Origin of the sequence: Pedobacter boryungensis, assembly GCF_013204825.1 — a bacterium.
Lineage (GTDB): Bacteria > Bacteroidota > Bacteroidia > Sphingobacteriales > Sphingobacteriaceae > Pedobacter > Pedobacter boryungensis.
Genome location: NZ_JABMKV010000003.1, coordinates 1 through 19,517 on the forward strand (window position 1 = coordinate 1; position 19,517 = coordinate 19,517).

At 35.0% G+C, this 19,517-nt stretch carries 19 protein-coding genes; 8 read left to right on the forward strand and 11 right to left on the reverse strand.

The annotated features are described in order from the left end of the window. Nucleotides 1-680 precede the first annotated feature (680 nt). From HQN85_RS12125 to HQN85_RS12135, 3 genes are read right to left on the reverse strand one after another with little or no spacing between them, the layout of a single operon-like run. The gene (locus HQN85_RS12125; protein ID WP_173272610.1) at nucleotides 681-1,040 is read right to left on the reverse strand and encodes a CoA-binding protein; all 360 of its coding nucleotides are present in this window, start codon (nucleotides 1,038-1,040) and stop codon (nucleotides 681-683) included. Nucleotides 1,041-1,043: 3 nt separating this feature from the next. Then, a complete protein-coding gene (locus HQN85_RS12130) occupies nucleotides 1,044-1,511 on the reverse strand; it encodes a DinB family protein (protein WP_173272612.1) in 468 nt (155 codons plus the stop codon). 34 nt (nucleotides 1,512-1,545) lie between these two features. Beyond that, nucleotides 1,546-3,084: an NAD(P)/FAD-dependent oxidoreductase gene (locus HQN85_RS12135; protein WP_173272614.1), complete on the reverse strand. Its 1,539-nt coding sequence runs from the start codon at nucleotides 3,082-3,084 to the stop codon at nucleotides 1,546-1,548. Between the two features lie 189 nt (nucleotides 3,085-3,273). Here HQN85_RS12135 and HQN85_RS12140 point away from each other — a divergent pair, with 189 nt between their 5' ends. From HQN85_RS12140 to HQN85_RS12165, 6 genes are all read left to right on the forward strand, one after another. Beyond that, on the forward strand, nucleotides 3,274-3,855 hold the full coding sequence (locus HQN85_RS12140; RefSeq protein WP_173272616.1) for a LemA family protein: 582 nt from the start codon (nucleotides 3,274-3,276) through the stop codon (nucleotides 3,853-3,855). A gap of 75 nt (nucleotides 3,856-3,930) precedes the next feature. Further along, nucleotides 3,931-4,374 (forward strand): TPM domain-containing protein, encoded by a 444-nt coding sequence (locus HQN85_RS12145; protein WP_173272618.1) that lies wholly within the window; start codon nucleotides 3,931-3,933, stop codon nucleotides 4,372-4,374. 38 nt (nucleotides 4,375-4,412) lie between these two features. Beyond that, a complete protein-coding gene (locus tag HQN85_RS12150) occupies nucleotides 4,413-5,192 on the forward strand; it encodes a TPM domain-containing protein (protein WP_173272620.1) in 780 nt (259 codons plus the stop codon). A gap of 55 nt (nucleotides 5,193-5,247) precedes the next feature. Beyond that, the gene (locus HQN85_RS12155; protein ID WP_173272622.1) at nucleotides 5,248-5,646 is read left to right on the forward strand and encodes a hypothetical protein; all 399 of its coding nucleotides are present in this window, start codon (nucleotides 5,248-5,250) and stop codon (nucleotides 5,644-5,646) included. Beyond that, nucleotides 5,646-6,188, forward strand: coding sequence for an NUDIX hydrolase (locus HQN85_RS12160; protein WP_173272624.1), 543 nt, complete (start codon nucleotides 5,646-5,648; stop codon nucleotides 6,186-6,188). The genes HQN85_RS12155 and HQN85_RS12160 overlap by 1 nt, the downstream gene beginning before the upstream one ends. 24 nt (nucleotides 6,189-6,212) lie before the next feature. Continuing rightward, the gene (locus tag HQN85_RS12165; protein WP_173272626.1) at nucleotides 6,213-9,476 is read left to right on the forward strand and encodes a S41 family peptidase; all 3,264 of its coding nucleotides are present in this window, start codon (nucleotides 6,213-6,215) and stop codon (nucleotides 9,474-9,476) included. Nucleotides 9,477-9,553: 77 nt separating this feature from the next. Here HQN85_RS12165 and dnaA read toward each other — a convergent pair whose 3' ends face one another. The 3 genes from dnaA to HQN85_RS12180 all read right to left on the reverse strand — a co-directional run bounded on the left by dnaA (nucleotide 9,554) and on the right by HQN85_RS12180 (nucleotide 13,262). After that, complete coding sequence (dnaA, locus tag HQN85_RS12170) at nucleotides 9,554-10,984, reverse strand: chromosomal replication initiator protein DnaA (RefSeq protein ID WP_173272629.1); 1,431 nt, start codon at nucleotides 10,982-10,984, stop codon at nucleotides 9,554-9,556. A gap of 194 nt (nucleotides 10,985-11,178) precedes the next feature. Continuing rightward, nucleotides 11,179-12,726: an acyl-CoA mutase large subunit family protein gene (locus HQN85_RS12175; RefSeq protein ID WP_173272631.1), complete on the reverse strand. Its 1,548-nt coding sequence runs from the start codon at nucleotides 12,724-12,726 to the stop codon at nucleotides 11,179-11,181. 5 nt (nucleotides 12,727-12,731) lie between these two features. Then, nucleotides 12,732-13,262 carry a DUF7935 family protein gene (locus tag HQN85_RS12180; RefSeq protein ID WP_173272633.1) on the reverse strand — a complete coding sequence of 177 codons (531 nt, stop codon included), beginning with the start codon at nucleotides 13,260-13,262 and terminating at the stop codon, nucleotides 12,732-12,734. Between the two features lie 90 nt (nucleotides 13,263-13,352). Here HQN85_RS12180 and HQN85_RS12185 point away from each other — a divergent pair, with 90 nt between their 5' ends. Next, entirely contained in the window at nucleotides 13,353-13,706 is a 354-nt protein-coding gene (locus tag HQN85_RS12185; RefSeq protein ID WP_173272634.1) for a HesB/IscA family protein, read from the forward strand. Between the two features lie 90 nt (nucleotides 13,707-13,796). Then, complete coding sequence (locus HQN85_RS12190; protein ID WP_173272635.1) at nucleotides 13,797-15,029, forward strand: ABC transporter permease; 1,233 nt, start codon at nucleotides 13,797-13,799, stop codon at nucleotides 15,027-15,029. Nucleotides 15,030-15,065: 36 nt separating this feature from the next. Here HQN85_RS12190 and HQN85_RS12195 read toward each other — a convergent pair whose 3' ends face one another. From HQN85_RS12195 to HQN85_RS12215, 5 genes are all read right to left on the reverse strand, one after another. Next, on the reverse strand, nucleotides 15,066-15,803 hold the full coding sequence (locus HQN85_RS12195; RefSeq protein ID WP_173272636.1) for a tyrosine-protein phosphatase: 738 nt from the start codon (nucleotides 15,801-15,803) through the stop codon (nucleotides 15,066-15,068). Between the two features lie 2 nt (nucleotides 15,804-15,805). Further along, nucleotides 15,806-16,858 (reverse strand): dTDP-glucose 4,6-dehydratase, encoded by a 1,053-nt coding sequence (rfbB, locus tag HQN85_RS12200; protein WP_173272637.1) that lies wholly within the window; start codon nucleotides 16,856-16,858, stop codon nucleotides 15,806-15,808. A gap of 2 nt (nucleotides 16,859-16,860) precedes the next feature. Then, nucleotides 16,861-17,427, reverse strand: a complete 567-nt coding sequence (locus HQN85_RS12205) for a hypothetical protein (RefSeq protein ID WP_173272638.1) — start codon at nucleotides 17,425-17,427, stop codon at nucleotides 16,861-16,863. Between the two features lie 76 nt (nucleotides 17,428-17,503). Beyond that, nucleotides 17,504-18,526, reverse strand: a complete 1,023-nt coding sequence (galE, locus tag HQN85_RS12210; RefSeq protein ID WP_173272640.1) for a UDP-glucose 4-epimerase GalE — start codon at nucleotides 18,524-18,526, stop codon at nucleotides 17,504-17,506. Next, nucleotides 18,527-19,516 carry a UDP-glucuronic acid decarboxylase family protein gene (locus tag HQN85_RS12215; RefSeq protein WP_173272641.1) on the reverse strand — a complete coding sequence of 330 codons (990 nt, stop codon included), beginning with the start codon at nucleotides 19,514-19,516 and terminating at the stop codon, nucleotides 18,527-18,529. Nucleotide 19,517: the final 1 nt, after the last annotated feature.

Here is a 19,517-nt window from a genome sequence, read left to right on the forward strand (position 1 = left end):
CGTTACCTCCGTAGCGGGTTGCAAAGGTAGGAAACTTTTTAGCTTCCCAAAACTTTTTTTAAAGTTTTTTTCGCCCTATCCGTAAGTGGCTAAATACTAGCCGTTTTACTTTCAATCCCCTCCCTGCCTAACGCAGTGCCACTTTCAATGTCCCCCTAGCCTCCTCCGAAGCAGGTTGCAAAAGTAGGGAAATTATCCGAAAAGACAAATACCAAACCCACTTTTTCTACCAAAGAACACCTAAGTGTATGAAAAACACCATGAAAAAGTTTGATCCGGTCCGTAGCCGACCCGGAAATGGTTCGCGCTTGCCCCGCAGTTCGTTCGCACACAATTGTCACAAGCCCGACCAAACCCCGACCGAACCCCGAACTAACCCCGACCAAACAATCCTTCTAAAGGAGAAAATATATGCAGGTCTTATGGCTATTCTTTTTGCTTTAATGGAATGCATTATTTTGAATTGACATGCTAACCTTTGGATATTAGTGAATGACTTTGAATACTAACCCAGTTTTACCTTATAAGGTTTAAGGAGTAAATCCTTAATAATAAAAACTAGACAGGCTATATAAATGAAGAGGTGCTCTAAAGCACTATGGGTTGTTGAGCTTTCAAAATGCGAAAGATCAAAGTGGTGAGCGGCATAGATGTATTAATTACATGCTGAGCTCGCTCTATTAATATTGACCAATACTTAATAGTACCAGAGTACAGGCTTCAACAGGTTCTATATCGTGCAGATCTAGCATTTTTTCAAATTCTGGATTTTCAGTTCCTGGATTAAAAATTACACGTTTAGGCTTGGTTTCTAAGATGTAATCGTAATAACCCGCTTGCAGAGCCGGACCTATATATAAGGTAATTGTATCAATGTCATGATATGGAGTACCTTGTTTTTCGATTTTAACACCCGCAACTTCTCCTTGCTTAACACCTATATTTACGATAGGATGCCCCTTTGCGGTTAACATATGCGCAACACGATAAGCATAACGATCTGCATTTGGGGTTGCTCCTATAATTAATGTCTTTTTCATGGCTTAAAATTTTAAAAGTAAAGCAATTTGACCCGAATGATATGCATGATGCTGAATTAATCCGTTGATAAGTTGAGCATTGTTTACACCTGTTCCTAGCTCTGGGCTTCTTTTATCTACAACTATATTAGGCCACTGTGCAGGTAAGAGATTATTAGCAGCTGCAATTAATCTTTCATTAGCTGAAGAAAAATCCTTTACTATAATCTCCCATTCTTGTTCTGTTTTTTCTATTGGAGTTGGCCAATCGCCTCGTGTTGGTGATTTTGCTTCTTTACCTTGTATTCTATCCAAAACTTCTTCTGTCCATGCTGTGAGATGCAGTACCAACTCAGCAATTGAATGTGCATTAGGAATTGGGTGCGTAAAAACTTTTTGAGTATCTGCTTTCAATATTAAATTTAAAGCATTACTTCCATGCCAAGCATCGCCATTATAGGCTTTTTCTAATTCGTCTACTAAATTAATCATGATAAAGAAATTATACTTATAACGTTTAGAAGCCCTAATTGTTTAAAACTGCATTAGCGCAATTAATGCCATCTATTGCAGCAGAAACAATACCACCAGCATAGCCTGCACCTTCCGCACAAGGAAATAAACCGGTAATTTGTGGATGTTGAAGTGTTTCTTTATCCCGCGGAATGCGGACTGGAGAAGAAGTACGGCTTTCTACACCAACTAAAATTGCTTCATTGGTATAGTAGCCTTTCATTTTTTTTCCAAAAATTGGAAGTGCTGATCTTAAACTTTGAGACACAAAATCAGGTAGAATATTATCTAGCATTACACTCTTTACTCCTGGTAGATATGAGTTCTTTGGCAAGTCGATTGATAATTTATTCTGAACAAAATCTATCATCCGCTGCGCTGGAGCTACTAAATTGCCACCACCTGCATCGAAAGCAAGATGTTCTATCTCTGATTGAAATTTTAACATCCTTAATGGATCGTAACCCTGAACATCATCTAATGTAACTTGTACTACTGTTCCTGAATTTGCATATGGATTATTCCTTTTTGACGGGGACCATCCATTTACAACTATTTCATTTAAGTCGGTAGCACAAGGTGCAATAATGCCTCCTGGACACATACAAAAAGAAAATACGCCTCTGGTTTTAACCTGCTCTACCATGCTATAATATGCTGGCGGTAAAAAGTCGCTTCTTGTATCACAATGATATTGAGCACTATCTATAATTTGTTGGGGATGTTCGATGCGTACGCCTAATGCGAAAGGTTTTGCCTCAATTAAAATATTTTTCTTGTGTAATAGTTCATAAATATCTCTTGCAGAGTGGCCGGTGGCTAAAATAACTGAGTTAGCCAAAAGTTCTTGTTCTTGATTAATGACAATCCCCTTTATTTTTCCCTCCTCAATAATTAAATCTGTAAGTTTAGAATCGAATAATACTTCGCCACCTGCATTTTGAATTGTTTCTCTAATAGCAGTGATAATTTGAGGTAATTTATTAGTTCCAATATGTGGTCTAGCATCAATTAATATATCCTGATCTGCTCCGTGTTGTACAAATATCTGCAATACCTTATTGATATCTCCTCGTTTGTTGGAACGTGTATATAATTTACCATCAGAATAAGTCCCTGCTCCCCCTTCGCCATAGCAGTAATTAGATTCTGTATTTACAAGCCCTTGTTTATTAATTGCAGCTAAATCTCTACGTCGCTGTTTAACATCTTTACCCCTTTCTACAATAATGGGTTTTAGACCATTCTCTATGCATTGTAGAGCCGAAAAAAGCCCAGCAGGGCCAGCACCAATAATTAATACAGTTTTATCGCTAGTTACTTTTTGATAGTTGATGGTATTTCCTTCAATTATCGGGTTTTCATCAATATAAGCTCTTACCTGTAAGCGGTAAATAACTTTACGGGATCTAGCATCTATTGAGCGTTTTAAAACCTTATGTTGTTTAATAGTAGAAATTTCGACCTTTAACCCTTTGGCTAAATGTTGAAGAATTATTTGTTCGTTGGTTACATGCTCTGGAGCAATGGTAATTTCGATTTCTTTTTGCATATGGTTCGTCGAGTTTTTATCTCGAATAGTACAAATTTAGTAAATACAGTTGTAAGTTATGGGTTTAAAATAGTATGTTTATGTGACCTTTATGGCAAGTTGTCAGTATTTTGTCTGTTTTCGTAACAAGGTACAGATATTGATATCTAATTTGAAATAGAAACCTAAAACAATAACAATAACAATAACATGAAAAAAGTAGTAATTGGAATATTAGCAGTTGTAGTTTTATTAGCCTTATTTAGTGGATGTGGCTATAATGGCTTAGTTAAATTAGATGAGGATGTTAAAACAAAATGGAACAATGTTGAAACACAATATCAACGTAGAGCAGATTTAATTCCTAATTTAGTAAGTACTGTTAAAGGCGCTGCAAAATTTGAGCAAAGTACATTGACTGCTGTAATTGAGGCTCGTGCAAGTGCAAGTAAAATCACTATTGATCCTGATAAATTAAATTCAGAAAATATTGAGAAATATCAAGCCGCTCAAGGTCAAATCACTCAGGCATTAGGAAAATTAATGGTATTAACTGAGAATTATCCAGAATTAAAAGCTACCCAACAATTTAGCGATCTTTCTGCTCAATTAGAAGGTACTGAAAACCGTATCACTGTTGCTCGCAAAGATTTTAACGAATCTGTTCAGACGTTTAATACTAAGGTTAGATCATTCCCAACTAATTTAACAGCTGGCTTATTTGGCTTCAGTGCAAAAGCTGGATTTAAAGCTGATGCAGGAGCTCAAAATGCACCTAAAGTAGAATTTTAGTTATATACTAACATTTCAGGGTAATGCGTGTTATGAACTAACACACATTACCCTTTACTTTTTAAAACAAAGAATATGTCTCTTTTCACAACACAAGAACAAGAATTAATTGCCAATGCCATTGCCGAAGCTGAAAAAGCAACCTCGGGAGAAATTAGAATTGCCATTGAGAAACATTGTCATGGCAGTGCTTTTGAGAGAGCAACCCAATACTTTGCTGAATTAGGAATGGACAAAACTGCTCAACATAACGGAGTACTCATTTACCTAGCTCACGAAGATAAAAAATTTGCTATTATTGGTGACAGAGGTATTGATGCGGTTGTTCCTGCTGATTTTTGGGAAACTACACAAGTTGCCATGAAGGCTCATTTTTTAAGTGGAAATTTAGCAGATGGCATTATTGCTGGTGTGGCATTAGCTGGTGAAAAATTAGCTTTATTTTTTCCTTACCAAAGTGGCGATATAAATGAATTGCCGAATGATATTATATTTATGGATCAAGTAGAGCCTAAATAACTGATGAAACCATCACGTTTAAAACAACCTATATATTGATGAAAAAATTAATCATCTTATTTCTTTTAACGCTTAGTTATAGTTTCAGCTTTGCGCAAGATTTTCCGGCAAAGCCGAATACTTTAGTTAACGATTATACACAAACACTTACAGCAGGAGAGATACAACAGTTAGAACAAAAATTGGTAGCCTACGATGATTCTACATCTAACCAAATTGCTGTTGTGATTATGAAATCTGTAGGCGATTATGATATTAATGAATATGCGCTTGAATTAGGTCGCAAATGGGGAATTGGCGGAAAGAGCAAAAACAATGGCGTAATTTTATTAATTGCCATTGGCGATAGAAAACTAGCTATTCAAACCGGTTATGGTTTAGAAGGTGCTTTGCCAGATATTTATACAAAGCGGATAATCGAAAATGACATTAAACCATTCTTTAAAGAAAATAATTATTATGCTGGTATTGATGCCGGAACGAATTCAATTATATCTTTAATTAAAGGAGAATATAAAAACGACAACCCTAAAGCGAAATCTAAAGGTGGTAAGGGAAGCGCTGGTTTTATTGTACTCATCATTATTGTGATTATCGTAATTATTTTAAGAAAAGGTGGTGGCGGAGGTGGAAGTCAAGTTATTGGTGGACGAGGCGTTGCTGATGCGCTATTTTGGAGTATGCTATTAGGTGGTGGTCGTAGTTCTGGTGGTGGATTTGGAGGTGGTTTTGGTGGAGGAAGTAGTGGAGGCGGTGGCGGATTTGGCGGTTTCGGCGGTGGTAGTTTTGGTGGTGGTGGTAGTAGCGGAAGCTGGTAATCCAGTTATCAGTTATCAGTTGGAATGAGAAAACTTCTCAGGGATACAACATATTATGTATAGAAAAGATTTAATTACAGCCGAAATAGAAAAGCTTGCTCAAGTTTTAGCAAAAATAATTGGCTTAAAAACTGAATTAAAACTAAAGGAGGCTGAAGATCTATTTAACGAAACAATAATATCTAGTTTTGGATTAGACAGCTCACTTTTGCTGGAAAGTGATAATGAAGGTTTCATCAATTGGCTTAAAAAATCTAATCATAATACCGAGAAGTTGAACGCCCTAACAGATTTCATATATAGTGAGCTTGATTTTGAAAATAATCCAATATCATCAACTTTGTGTGCACAGAAATTAAATTTAATTTATCAATCTTTAATAGACGATCATCAAATTGTACACTTAATTAATTTAGGGCGGCAGAAAATGATACAACAATATTTATCAAACTAATGGAAATTCTAAAGTGGCAAAAATTAGCCTCCACATATTTAGTTAGAGAAAAGTGGGCTACGCTACGAGTTGATACCTGCAAATTACAAAATGGCAGTATTAAAGATGATTATTATGTGCTTGAATATCCAAACTGGGTAAATGCAATTGCTTTAACCAAAGAAAATAAAATAATTTTAGTCAGGCAGTATCGTTTCGCCGCTGATATTATTTCGTTAGAAATTCCTGGTGGAGTAATAGATGATGGCGAAAATCCAGAAGATGCGATTTTACGCGAATTGCAGGAAGAAACTGGCTACACTTTCGAAACTTGCGAGTTAATTGCCACACTTTATCCCAATCCTGCAACATCTACCAATAAAACCTTTACTTATTTATTAACAGGCGGAATTAAAACTCATCCTCAGCATTTAGATGAACATGAAATCTTAAATGTAGAAGAATATACGATAGCAGAAGTACAACAATTATTAAAAGATAATAAAATTGATCAAGCCTTGCATGTTGCTGGTCTTTATTATGGTTTAATGAAATTAATATAATTACTCACCTATTTACGCCCTTTTATGAAACAAAAATTTATCAAAACCCTGTTGTGCACAACAGCATTTTCATTTAGCGCATTATTTTCATTTGCGCAAACGAATGCTTTATGGCTTCGTTATCCATCTATATCTCCTGATGGAAAAACTATTGCATTTGGATACAAAGGAGATATTTATAAAATTAGTACCGATGGTGGGCTTGCTACGCCCTTAATCATTTCCGAATATCATGATCAAATGCCTATATGGAGTCATGACGGAAAATCTATCGCTTTTGCTAGCAATAGATATGGCAATTTTGATATTTTCACTTTACCTGCAACGGGTGGAGCTGCAAAACGTTTAACTTTTAACAGTGCAAATGATTATCCATCAGATTTTACTGTGGACAATAAGAGTGTACTATTTTCTTCAGGACATCAATCTCCCGCAGCAAGTGTACGTTTTCCTCAACGTGGATTATTTTTGAACCTTTATACTGTAGCAGCAACTGGTGGCAAACCTTTATTAGTAAGTGCAGCTGGAGCAGAGAATGCTCATTATAACAGCAATGGCACAAAGCTAATTTTCCAAGATAGAAAAGGATATGAAGATGCTTTTAGAAAACATCATATTTCTTCGGTAACTCGAGATATTTGGGAACTTGATTTAAAAAGCAATACATATAAAAAAATATCAGATTTTGAGGGAGAAGATCGTGAACCGGTATATGGTACAAATGACGACCAAATTTTTTACTTAAACGAAAAAGATGGAACTCAAAATGTGTATAGCCAACAAGCTGCTGGACCAGCTAAAAAGTTAACTTCTTTTAAAGATTATCCTGTTAGAAATTTAAGCATTGCGGCTAATAATACATTATGTTTTACTTACAACGGTGAAATTTATATAATGCCAGTAAATGGCCAACCTCGAAAAGTTAATGTAGAGATTGGAAATGAAACAAGTGCTGAAATCGAAAAGAATATTCCAATTAATACAAATATCAGTGAATTTGCTGCTAGTCCTAATGGAAAAGAAATCGCATTTGTATCTAGAGGAGAAATTTTTGTGTCAAGTGTTGAAAATGGTCAGACCAAAAGAATTACCAATACTCCACAACAAGAACGCTCTGTAAGATGGAGTCCTGATGGAAAGAGTCTTGTATATGCCGGAGAAAGAAATGGCAGCTGGGATATTTTCAGAATTCAAAAAACACGTTCATCAGAGCCTTATTTTTATGCTTCAACTGTATTAAAAGAAGATGCAGTTATTGCAACTGGAGCAGAAGAATTTCAGCCAGATTTTTCTCCAGATGGAAAAGAGATTGCTTATGTAGAAAATAGAAATATCTTAAAAATTTATAATCTAGCTTCAAAAAATACAAGAACAGTATTACCTGAAGGACGAAATCATTCTTATAGTGATGGAGATTGGGGCTTTAATTGGAGCCCTGATAGTAAATGGCTTGTAGTAGATGATCAAAACGGTTACACTTTTGCAAGTAATATTTCATTAATTAAGACTGATGGATCAGGTCAAATCATTCAGCCAATTAACAGTGGATTTGGAGAAGGTGGAGGAAAATGGGCAATGAATGGAAAGGCATTAACTTGGGTAAATAGTAAAAATGGCAGAAAATCATTGGCGCAACAAGGTTCTGCAGAAACTGATATTTTTATTTCATTTTTTGATAAAGCTGCGTACGATAATTTTAAACTTAGCAAAGACGAATTTAACTTGTGGAAAGAAACAACTGAGGCTGCTAAAAAAGATACCACAAAAACCGTTGCTTCAAAAGTTCCATCAAAAAATATAAAAACTCCAGATAGTATTAAAAAGGTTAATGTACTAGAAATAAAAGATCTGGATAATCGTACAATTAAACTGACAATTAATAGTTCTTCAATTAGCGATTATGCATTAAACAATGAGGGAACCAAACTCTTTTACTTGGCAGAATTTGAAAATGGTTATGATTTATGGGTAACAGAACCTAGAACACACGATACGAAAATACTAGCTAAATTAGGTGGTTCTCCTAGTGGATTAGAGATTAGCAAAGACGGAAAGTCGTTATTTGTGAGTAATAATGGCAGGTTAGTTAAAGTTGATGCAGAAAACGGAAAAATTTCTCCAATTAATATCAATGGTGAGATTACCTTAAACACAGTTGGTGAGCGAGCTTATATTTACGAGCACATTTGGCGTCAAGTAAAACAGAAATTCTACGATCCGAAATTGCATAATGTAAATTGGGATGCTTATAAAGCAGGATACGCCAAATTTTTACCTCATATTTCAAACAACTTTGATTTCCAAGAATTATTAAGCGAGTTGTTGGGTGAATTAAATGCTTCACACACCGGTGGCCGATATGCACCAAGACCTGTTGCTCCCGATCAAACTGCATCAATTGGGATTTTAGAAGATGAGACTTATGCTGATAAAGGAGTTAAAATTGCAGAAGTATTAACTTCTGGGCCTTTAGATAGATTTGAATCAAAAATTAAGGCTGGTTTTATCATAGAGAAAATAAATGGAAATGAAATTGCTGCTACTGATGATTGGACTAAATATCTAAACCGTGAAATTGGGAAAACCATTTTGTTGAGCATTTACGATCCTATTAGCAAAACACGATTTGATGAAGCAGTTAAAACGATTTCAGCAGGAGAAGAGAATGAGTTGATGTATAAGCGTTGGGTTAAAAACATGCGTGAAATGGTTGATAGACTTAGCGGAGGAAAAATTGGTTATGTACACGTTCGTGGTATGAATGACGGAAGTTACCGTGTAGTTGTTGACGAAGCCTTAGGAATAAATAAAGAAAAAGACGCATTAATTGTTGATACTCGTTTTAATGGTGGTGGATGGCTGCACAACGATCTCAATGCTTTTCTAAGTGGGAAACCTTATTTAACATTTAGTTCTCAAGGTAATCCATTAAAAGGACAAGAACCTTTTAATACATGGACTAAGCCAAGTACAGTGTTAATGAGTGAAAGCAATTACAGTGACGCATTTATATTCCCGTACATTTATAAACAAACAGGAACTGGAAAATTAATTGGCATGCCTGTTCCAGGTACTGGGACTGCTGTTTGGTGGGAAACTCAGATCGATCCAACAATTGTATTTGGTATACCGATGATTGGTACTATTGGAAAAGAAGGTAGAACCACAGAAAATCTACAAGTTGAACCAGATATTAAAGTTCCGCTTCATTATGAATCTTTCCTTTCGGGTAAAGACACTCAGATTGAAGCTGCAGTTAAAGAAATGCGAAGAGTAACCAAAAAATAAGAAAAAGCTATAGACAAAAGAAAAGCCGTTCAAATTATTGAACGGCTTTTTTCATGCTAGTATTTGTTAGCAAATGATTAACTCATTTTCAGTTTTTTCTGAATATCATTAACATAAGCTTTGAATTTTTTATCTGTTTCGATTAAATCTTCTACCGTTTGGCAAGCGTAAATTACAGTCGAGTGATCTCTACCGCCAAAGAAAGCGCCAATAGTTTTTAACGATGATTTAGTATGGCTTTTTGACAAATACATAGAAATTTGACGAGCTTGTACAATTTCACGTTTACGTGTTTGAGATTTTACCATATCCACTGGAACTTCGAAATATTCACAAACTAATTTCTGAATATATTCCATTGAAATTTCTTTCGATGTATTCTTAATAAAGTTCTTCAACATTTGTTTAGCCAAAGCTAAATCGATGTCTTTTTTGTTTAATGTAGATTGCGCCAATAAAGAAACCATTGCACCTTCTAATTCACGAACATTATTATCAATATTGTGTGCTACGTATTCAACCACTTCACCTGGCAGTTCAATACCATCAGCATACATTTTCTTTTTAAGTATGGCAATACGAGTTTCTAAATCAGGAATTTGCAGATCAGCAGATAATCCCCATTTGAAACGGCTCAATAATCTTTCTTCTAAACCAGCTAAATCTTTTGGAGCTTTATCAGATGTTAAGATTACTTGTTTACCTGATTGATGTAAGTGATTAAAAATATGGAAGAAGATATCTTGAGTTTTTTCTTTACCAGCAAAATTATGTACATCATCCATAATGATTACATCCATTGCCTGGTAAAAGTTAACGAAATCATTAATCGTATTGTTTTTAAGGGAATCCACAAACTGCTGGCAAAATTTCTCACAAGAAACATAGATCACCAGCTTATCTGGCATGCTACGTTTAATCTCATTTCCTATTGCTTGCGCCAAATGCGTTTTACCTAAACCTACACCACCATAAATCATTAATGGATTAAATGAGGTTCCACCAGGTTTTGCCGCTACAGCATAGCCAGCAGAACGAGCTAAACGATTGCAGTCGCCTTCAATATAATTCTCGAAAGTATAATTTGCATTTAATTGCGGATCAACGGTCAACTTTTTTAATCCCGGTATAATAAAAGGATTTTTGATATCCTTATTTATCGAAACAGGAATAGGCATTGATTGCATTTTCGCTTCTGCCCCATTTCCGTTAGAGGGCATATTTGTAGTATAAGGAGAACCGCTATTTGACGACTTGTCAACTACGATATTATATTCTAATCTTCCTTCGTCTCCCAATTGCTTTTTTACTGTTTTACGAAGCAGACCAACATAGTGTTCTTCTAGCCATTCGTAAAAAAATAAACTAGGCACCTGGATGGTTAAAACTTTCCCTTCTAATTTAAGTGCGGATATCGGTTCGAACCACGTTTTAAAACTTTGGGTCGGGATGTTATCCTTAATTATTTGGAGACAGTTCTTCCATACTTCGGTACAAGTTTTTTCCATTGTTATTATATAATTTGTTGGTTTTCAGTTCTTATAAGAGCATTACGGACATGCCCTTTTGGAACATCGAATATTCAAAAAATTATCAACAAAAAGAACAAAAATTTTAATTAATTTGTAAGTAGTTCAAAAGCAGTATTATATACCTCTTAACCTAAATTTTTTGTGTTGATAACTATTTTTTAACATTGATTCTAGTATTCTCCGAACACATTTCGCATACAATCTGCTATTTCACCAAGTGTGGCATACTCTTCCGCTGCTGTTAGAATATAAGGCATTAAATTTTGGTCAGATTTTGCCGCTTTTTGCAAGTTGTCCAATGCTAAATTAACAGCATCATTATTTCGTTGAGCTTTTAACAATTTTAATTTTTCAGTCTGTATCGTTCTTATTGTTTCATCAATATTTAAAACATCAGTAATTCCTTCTTTCTGCTGAGTAAATTTATTAACACCAACAATAATTCGATCTCCAGATTCTACTTCTTTTTGATATTGATACGCAGAGTTCGCAATCTCTTGTTGAATATATCCATTTTCTATTGCATTTACAGAACCACCCATTGCATCTATCTTATCTATATATGCTAAAGCTGCAGTTTCAATTTCATCTGTTAATGTTTCTACAAAATAAGAACCTGCAAGCGGATCTACCGTATCAGTTACTCCACTTTCAAAGGCAATAACTTGTTGTGTACGCAGGGCGATTTTAGCCGCTGCTTCTGTAGGTAAGGATAAAGCCTCATCATATCCGTTGGTATGCAAAGATTGCGTACCACCTAAAACCGCAGCCATTGCTTGGTTAGTTACACGAATTACATTGTTTAACGGTTGTTGTGCTGTTAAGGTAGAACCACCAGTTTGAGTATGAAAACGAAGCATCATTGCTTTTTCATCTGTTGCGCCTAATGATTTTGTAATGTGCGCCCACATTCTTCTTGCCGCTCTAAATTTGGCAATCTCTTCAAAAAAGTTATTATGGCAATTGAAAAAGAAAGACAATCGCTTTGCGAAAACATTAATATCCAATCCTTTTTCTAGTGCTGCATTTAAATAAGCTTTACCATTAGCTAATGTAAAAGCTAATTCTTGAACTGCCGTTGAGCCAGCTTCACGTATATGATATCCAGAAATAGAAATTGTATTCCATTTTGGCACTTCTTTACTACAATATTCAAAAATATCGGTTATAATACGCATTGACGGTTTTGGAGGATAGATGTATGTTCCTCTTGCAGCATATTCTTTTAAAATATCATTTTGTATCGTACCTGAGATTTCTTTCAAGTCTGCACCTTGTTTTTTAGCTAATGCAATATACATCGCTAATAAGATAGATGCAGTTGCATTTATCGTCATTGAAGTAGTGATTTTCTTCAATTCAATACCATCAAATAGAATTTCAATGTCTTTTAACGAATCAATAGCCACACCAACTTTACCAACTTCTCCTTCTGCCATATCATGATCAGAATCATAACCTATTTGTGTGGGTAAATCAAAAGCTACCGATAAGCCCATGGTACCTTGCGCCAATAAATAATGGTAGCGCTTGTTTGATTCTTCCGCAGTAGAAAAACCTGCATACTGCCTCATCGTCCATAAGCGACCACGATACATATCTTTTTGAATCCCTCTGGTAAACGGAAATTGCCCAGGCATTTCTGCTGAAGGTTTTGCCAAAGTGTAAATATCCTTTATTTCGATCCCTGATGTAGTTGTAAATTTTCTATCGCTCATAATAATTAAAATAAGGCATGGATATCCTTTTTAAGAATATTGATGGTTAAATCGTAAGGATTTTCTTCTATCGTACTCATGTGTTGTAATACTTTTTTGCTTAAATCAACACCGGTTGAATTTTCAGGCAAACCTTGCACAACATTGTTGATCATCGCAATTGTATCATCCTTTAGTTTTCGAACCACATTCCAACTCGTAGAATCTACATATAGTTGTTGTGCAATATTATGCTGATATTCTGCCTTTATCTCATTTAAAATTAAAGATTGCAATGCAGAAAGCTCAATTGCAGGTTGATGTAGACGCACTAATAAATTAGCAGGATTTATGCGTTCTATAAAAACAATTAGCCTTTCGTGTGCTTGTAAACGAAGGGGTAACAGAGCAGTTTTATGATCTTTATTTACTTCAAGCGTCTTAAACCTGAAATAATTCTGTATATCATTTTTAATTAAAAAATAACCAACTGATAATGCTAATATACCACCAGTTGCAAGAATTGCTACTTGTGTTAAAAAATTTGTAACGTTCATTATATTTTGTTTGAATACCGTAATATTAAAAAGTACACCGAGCAAAAATGTACATAAATATTTATATTTGTAATAGATAAATTTAAAAACATGAGTAATACTGTAGAAACTGCTTTTGCGCCTGTATCGTTTACCGAAACCGCTGTTAAAGAACTTTTGAAACTAAAAAACCAACAAGAAATTGCTGATGATTTTGGCTTACGTGTTGGTGTTGAAGGTGGTGGTTGCTCAGGCATGAGTTACGTTTTGGGTTTTGACCAAAAAAAAGAAGGTGATCAAGAATTTATAATAGACAACATTAAAATATTTATGCATAAAGCACATCAAATGTATTTATTAGGGATGCAGATTGATTGGCAAGATGGATTAAACTCTAGAGGTTTTACATTTAGCAATCCAAACGCAACTAGTTCATGTGGATGCGGAACAAGTTTCTCTGTTTAAGCACATAATATTTGTAACATTTTAATAGGTCTCGTTGTCTTAACAGCGGGACTTTTTATTTTTATCTCAACAGAATTTTATTTCTATCAAATGACCTATACCGAAAACGTCAGACTTGCGCTACAATCTATTAAAAGTAATCGCCTTCGTACAATGCTTACCGCATTAATCATAGCACTTGGTCTTATGGCTTTAGTAGGCATCCTTACCACAATAGATGCAATTAAAAAAAGCATGACTGACGCATTTTCGAGCATGGGTGCAAACTCGTTTAATATCAGAAATAGAGGAACCGGGATTAGAATTGGAGGTTCTGGCAAAAGACCAAAACCTTTTAAATCGATACGCTACGAGGATGCGATTAAATTTAAAGAAAGACTAAATACGCCTGCTACTGTTTCAGTTAGTGTTTTTGCAAGCGGCGGCTCTACAGTTAAATACGAGCAAGAAAAAACAAATCCAAATACAAGTGTACAAGGTATAGATGAAAATGGTTTAGCTTCGCAAGGTTTAGAACTTGCTTTAGGACGAAATTTTAATAACGCTGAAGCAATATCTGGAAATAATGTTTGTATCATTGGAAGTGAGATAGCCTCTACTCTCTTTAAAAAAGAATCGCCAATCGATAAAATTATCACCGCTGGTAGTACTAGATTAAAGGTAGTTGGCGTGTTAGTGTCTAAAGGTTCGAGTATGGGTTCTAATACCGATAGAGCCGTTTATGTGCCTTTATATAAAGCAAAGCTAATTAACTCAAATGATAATCCATCTTATACTATCACCGTAATGGTTCCAAATGCCGATTTAATGGATAACATTATTGGCGAAGCCACTGCTGAGTTTAGAAATATTAGAAAAGTTAAAGTAAGTGAAACCAACAATTTTGAGATTACTAAAAGCGATGCTGTTGCACAAACACTATTTGAGAATTTAATTTATATACGTGTTGGTGGTATAGCCATTGGTGTAATCACATTAATTGGTGCATCTATAGGCTTGATGAATATTATGTTGGTATCTGTGACTGAAAGAACAAGAGAAATCGGTATCAGAAAAGCAATAGGTGCAAATCCAGCGGTAATAAGAAAACAGTTTTTAATAGAGGCTGTGGTAATTTGCTTGATGGGTGGGGCACTTGGAATTTTACTTGGTATTGGAATAGGGAATCTAATTTCATTTTCTATGGGAGGTTCCTTTCTAATTCCTTGGTTATTTATTTTCGGAGGATTTGCCTTATGTGTTATTGTAGGAATTGTTTCTGGATATTACCCGGCTAAAAAAGCATCTAAACTTGACCCAGTAGAGGCATTGCGCTACGAATAAAAAGAAAGCTTGAAAAGATTTAGCTAATTAAATCTATTATAATAAGAGATTACTGATTTGAGGTTGCAATAAAATATTTTGCAACCTTTTTATATTCAAACTATCTTTTAAAGCATCTGCATGGCGAAGATGATGCATATCACTACCTAAAAAGTCAATACAATAGTTATCTATCAATTCTTCTGCTGTTTGCTTACAACCTTTACCATAATACCCTGTTAAGGAAATGGTATTTAATTGTAAAAGACAACCAGCATCTTTAATTTGTTGGTAGCTTTCTAAAGAACCATTGTAATACGGATAGCGCTCAGGGTGCGCTAACACAGGTTGATAGCCAGCATGTTGAATTTTAGAAATAACTTCAAATAGATTATGAGGTGGATTGATATAAGATAGCTCGAAAAGCAAGTATTTGTTTTTTCCGAAGCTAAGGACCTCTTTTTTCTCAATTTTCTTTTCGAAAGTTTCGTCTAAATAATATTCAGCTGCAGCACTTACTTCTAAATCAATGTTATTTTTCAATAAACCTTCACGCAAAACATCTAGCGCTCTATGAATAATATCTGGCGTATTACGGAAATAATCTGCCATAATATGGGGAGTTGCAACAAGTTTTTTAAACCCCAATGACTTAAAACGTCTGGCTAATAATAAAGAATCATCAAGGCTTTTTGCTCCATCATCAATTCCTGGAATAATATGCGAGTGCATATCTGTTCCAATCACTGAAAAATTAAACTCAGGTTCTTTATCCTTTTTAAACCAACCAAACAAACTTACCTCCCTTTATACTGATTATCATAATAGGCCTGATAATTGCCTGAAGTTACATTATTTAACCAATCTTCATTCTGCAAGTACCAATCTACTGTTTTTGCCAAACCCTCTTCAAACTGCAAACTAGGCACCCAATCCAATTCATTCTGTAGCTTGGTAGAGTCTATCGCATAGCGTAAATCATGCCCTGCCCTATCGGTTACAAAGGTGATCAATTTTGCAGATTCTCCCTCTGCCCTGCCAAGTTTTTGATCCATTATCTGACATAACAAATGGATTAGATCTATGTTCTTCCATTCATTATGGCCCCCGATATTATATGTCTGACCAGTCTTAGCGTTATGGAAGATTACGTCGATCGCCCTTGCATGGTCTTCAACCCATAACCAATCGCGTACGTTCTCACCCTTGCCATAAACAGGTACCGGTTTATTATTCTTAATATTGTTTATCGCAAGTGGGATTAACTTTTCTGGAAAATGGTGCGACCCATAATTATTAGAGCAGTTTGAAATCACCACATCTAAACCATAAGTATCATGGTAGGCTCTCACAAAGTGGTCAGAGCTCGCCTTTGATGCCGAATATGGACTATGGGGATCGTAGCTGGTACTTTCTGTAAACATCCCTGTTTCTCCCAGGGCACCATAAACTTCATCTGTAGAGACATGGTAGAAACGCTTATCTGCATACCCACCTTTCCAATATTCCCTTGCTGCGTTCAACAGATTTACAGTTCCTATCACATTGGTCATTACAAAGGCACTTGGATCTGCTATTGAACGATCAACATGTGATTCTGCCGCCAAATGGATTACAGCATCAAAATTCTCCGTCTTAAAAAGATTGTTTATTTCTGAGGCATTGGTAATGTCAGCCTTTATAAACCTATAATTATTCTTATTTTCAACATCGGTAAGATTGGCCAGATTTCCCGCATAGGTTAGCGCATCTAAGTTGATTATTTCATACTGCGGATAGTTGTTTACAAATCTGCGGACTACGTGTGAGCCAATAAAACCAGCACCGCCAGTAATTAAAATTTTCTTCATAGTTATAATTGTTCTGGCAAACCTAGCTCATGAGCTATATTAGCCATTTTTCCATTGTATATTTTGGTCAGTAAGTTATTCATTCCTTCTTTCAAATCAAACTGAAGGTCTTCGTGTAATTTATTCAATTTTCGCAAAGTTATTAATGTAGATTTCACAAAATAGTTTGCAAAAAGTTGTTCATAGTTTTTATTAGATGAAAATATACTTGATTTAAATTGAGTAACGGTATTATTGAAAAGAAATATCCTCAACTCAACATCTTCAAAATTAGCTTTAGTTACCCTCAAATTATGATTAACCTGTTTCGCTAATCTACGTAAATTCACTAATACATCTTTAGCATTTAATTTTTTTAACTCTTTTAAACTCTGCATATTTTGCAGAATATCTTCTTTAATTGTAGATACCCGATCACGCAGATTACTTTCATCTTCTAATAATAAAAAATGTAAATGTTCGGTAAGCACTTTATCTTTTGCCACCAAGCGAAGCAATAATTTGTCCTTCTCTTTAGGCGGCAATGCTAAAATTTCTATTTTAAGCTCTTTGTGCTCACTTAGTTTCATTTATTCATTTATATTTTATCGCTAATGAGCTATCATGAGCATTTCCTATTATGCATTAGTGATTGCTCATGATGGTTCATTTAAAAGGATTGTCTCTTAAATATTTCTCCCAATTCCATGCCGAACTCATCATTTCATTAATATCCAACTCAGCTTTCCAACCTAAAACAGTGTTAGATCGGCTTACGTCACCATATGTTTGTTCAATATCTCCTTCTCTGCGTGCGCCAATTGTATAATTTAATTTTTCTCCTGTAGATTGTTCAAATGCGTGGATAATTTCTAGTACAGACGAACCTTTACCCGTGCCAATATTAAATATTTCATAGTTATCCCCTTGTTCAGTTTCTAATCTTTTAATTGCGGCAACGTGTGCTTTTGCTAAATCCACCACGTGAATATAATCTCGTATTGCAGATCCATCTGGCGTATTGTAATCATCGCCATAAACAGTAATTGCTCCACGTTTACCAATTGCAGACTGTGTAATAAATGGAACCAAATTTTGTGGTACCCCAATAGGTAATTCACCAATTAAAGCCGATGCATGCGCACCAACCGGATTAAAATAACGCAAAGCGATCACTCTTAAATCTGGTGTTACTGCACAAGTTTCTGCTAAAATTTCTTCAGCAATTTGTTTCGTATTTCCATATGGCGATTCAGCCTTTTTTACCGGTGCTGATTCTGTTACAGGCAATTTATCTGGTTGCCCATATACAGTACATGACGATGAAAATACTAGCTTTATATTACTGTTATATGCTGTTATAATATTAATTAAAGAATAAAAATTGTTACGGTAATATTTTAAAGGTTGTTGAACTGATTCACCTACTGCTTTAAACGCTGCAAAATGGATAATGCCGCTAATATCTTGATGTTGGCTAGCGAACGAATGAACAGCTTCTTCATTACAAAGATCGAGTTTAACAAACTCTGGCTTTTTTCCGCTTATTTTTTCAATTTGATCTAACATTTTAGGATCAGAATTTGAAAAATCGTCAACAATAACCACTTCGTATCCAGCATTAAAAAGCTCCACTACAGTATGTGAACCTATATAACCCGCACCTCCCGTAACTAATATTTTCTTCATTTATTTATTGTATGTATTAAAGTTTTTATGCTCTTTATTTACAAGTGCTTCTTTTGGCAAAGATTTAAAGTAATCATAGGTAATTTTCAAGCCTTCCGCTCTATTCACTTTTGGTTCCCAATTTAATAATTCTCTTGCCTTTGTAATATCAGGTCGACGTTGTTTAGGATCATCTGTTGGCAATTCTTTGCAGATAATTTTCTGTGTGGTACCTGTTAATTTGATAATTTCCTCTGCAAAATCTAACATTGTAATTTCATCAGGATTACCAATATTTACTGGTTGAGCATAATCGCTAAACAATAATCGATAAATTCCCTCGATCAAATCATCTACATAACAGAAAGATCGTGTTTGACTTCCATCTCCAAAAACAGTAAGATCCTCTCCTCTCAATGCTTGTCCAATAAATGCTGGCAAAACACGACCATCATTTAATCGCATTCTAGGGCCATAAGTATTAAATATCCGTACAATTCTTGTTTCTAAACCATGAAAAGTATGGTATGCCATTGTCATTGCTTCTTGGAAACGTTTTGCCTCATCATACACACCTCGTGGTCCAACTGGATTTACATTTCCCCAATATTCTTCTGGTTGAGGATTTACAGTTGGATCACCATATACCTCTGAAGTTGAAGCAATTAATAAGCGAGCATTTTTGGATCTTGCCAACCCTAACAAATTATGGATACCTAATGACCCAACTTTTAATGTTTGAATAGGAATTTTTAAATAATCAATTGGACTAGCTGGAGAAGCAAAATGCAAAATATAGTCTAAATTTCCAGGAACGTAAACAAATTTAGAAACATCATGATGATAAAACTCAAAGTTCTCAAGCTTAAACAAGTGTTCGATGTTTTGTAAATCACCAGTAATTAGGTTATCCATTCCAATTACATGAAAATCTTCTTTAATAAAGCGATCGCATAGATGCGAACCTAAAAAGCCAGCTGCTCCTGTTATTAAAACTCTTTTCCGTTCCATC

Coding starts and splice junctions, on each gene's coding strand:
- HQN85_RS12125 (WP_173272610.1), bottom strand. CDS start 1,040: ATGAAAAAGACATTAATTATAGGAGCAACCCCAAATGCAGATCGTTAT.
- HQN85_RS12130 (WP_173272612.1), bottom strand. CDS start 1,511: ATGATTAATTTAGTAGACGAATTAGAAAAAGCCTATAATGGCGATGCT.
- HQN85_RS12135 (WP_173272614.1), bottom strand. CDS start 3,084: ATGCAAAAAGAAATCGAAATTACCATTGCTCCAGAGCATGTAACCAAC.
- HQN85_RS12140 (WP_173272616.1), top strand. CDS start 3,274: ATGAAAAAAGTAGTAATTGGAATATTAGCAGTTGTAGTTTTATTAGCC.
- HQN85_RS12145 (WP_173272618.1), top strand. CDS start 3,931: ATGTCTCTTTTCACAACACAAGAACAAGAATTAATTGCCAATGCCATT.
- HQN85_RS12150 (WP_173272620.1), top strand. CDS start 4,413: ATGAAAAAATTAATCATCTTATTTCTTTTAACGCTTAGTTATAGTTTC.
- HQN85_RS12155 (WP_173272622.1), top strand. CDS start 5,248: ATGTATAGAAAAGATTTAATTACAGCCGAAATAGAAAAGCTTGCTCAA.
- HQN85_RS12160 (WP_173272624.1), top strand. CDS start 5,646: ATGGAAATTCTAAAGTGGCAAAAATTAGCCTCCACATATTTAGTTAGA.
- HQN85_RS12165 (WP_173272626.1), top strand. CDS start 6,213: ATGAAACAAAAATTTATCAAAACCCTGTTGTGCACAACAGCATTTTCA.
- dnaA (WP_173272629.1), bottom strand. CDS start 10,984: ATGGAAAAAACTTGTACCGAAGTATGGAAGAACTGTCTCCAAATAATT.
- HQN85_RS12175 (WP_173272631.1), bottom strand. CDS start 12,726: ATGAGCGATAGAAAATTTACAACTACATCAGGGATCGAAATAAAGGAT.
- HQN85_RS12180 (WP_173272633.1), bottom strand. CDS start 13,262: ATGAACGTTACAAATTTTTTAACACAAGTAGCAATTCTTGCAACTGGT.
- HQN85_RS12185 (WP_173272634.1), top strand. CDS start 13,353: ATGAGTAATACTGTAGAAACTGCTTTTGCGCCTGTATCGTTTACCGAA.
- HQN85_RS12190 (WP_173272635.1), top strand. CDS start 13,797: ATGACCTATACCGAAAACGTCAGACTTGCGCTACAATCTATTAAAAGT.
- rfbB (WP_173272637.1), bottom strand. CDS start 16,858: ATGAAGAAAATTTTAATTACTGGCGGTGCTGGTTTTATTGGCTCACAC.
- HQN85_RS12205 (WP_173272638.1), bottom strand. CDS start 17,427: ATGAAACTAAGTGAGCACAAAGAGCTTAAAATAGAAATTTTAGCATTG.
- galE (WP_173272640.1), bottom strand. CDS start 18,526: ATGAAGAAAATATTAGTTACGGGAGGTGCGGGTTATATAGGTTCACAT.
- HQN85_RS12215 (WP_173272641.1), bottom strand. CDS start 19,516: ATGGAACGGAAAAGAGTTTTAATAACAGGAGCAGCTGGCTTTTTAGGT.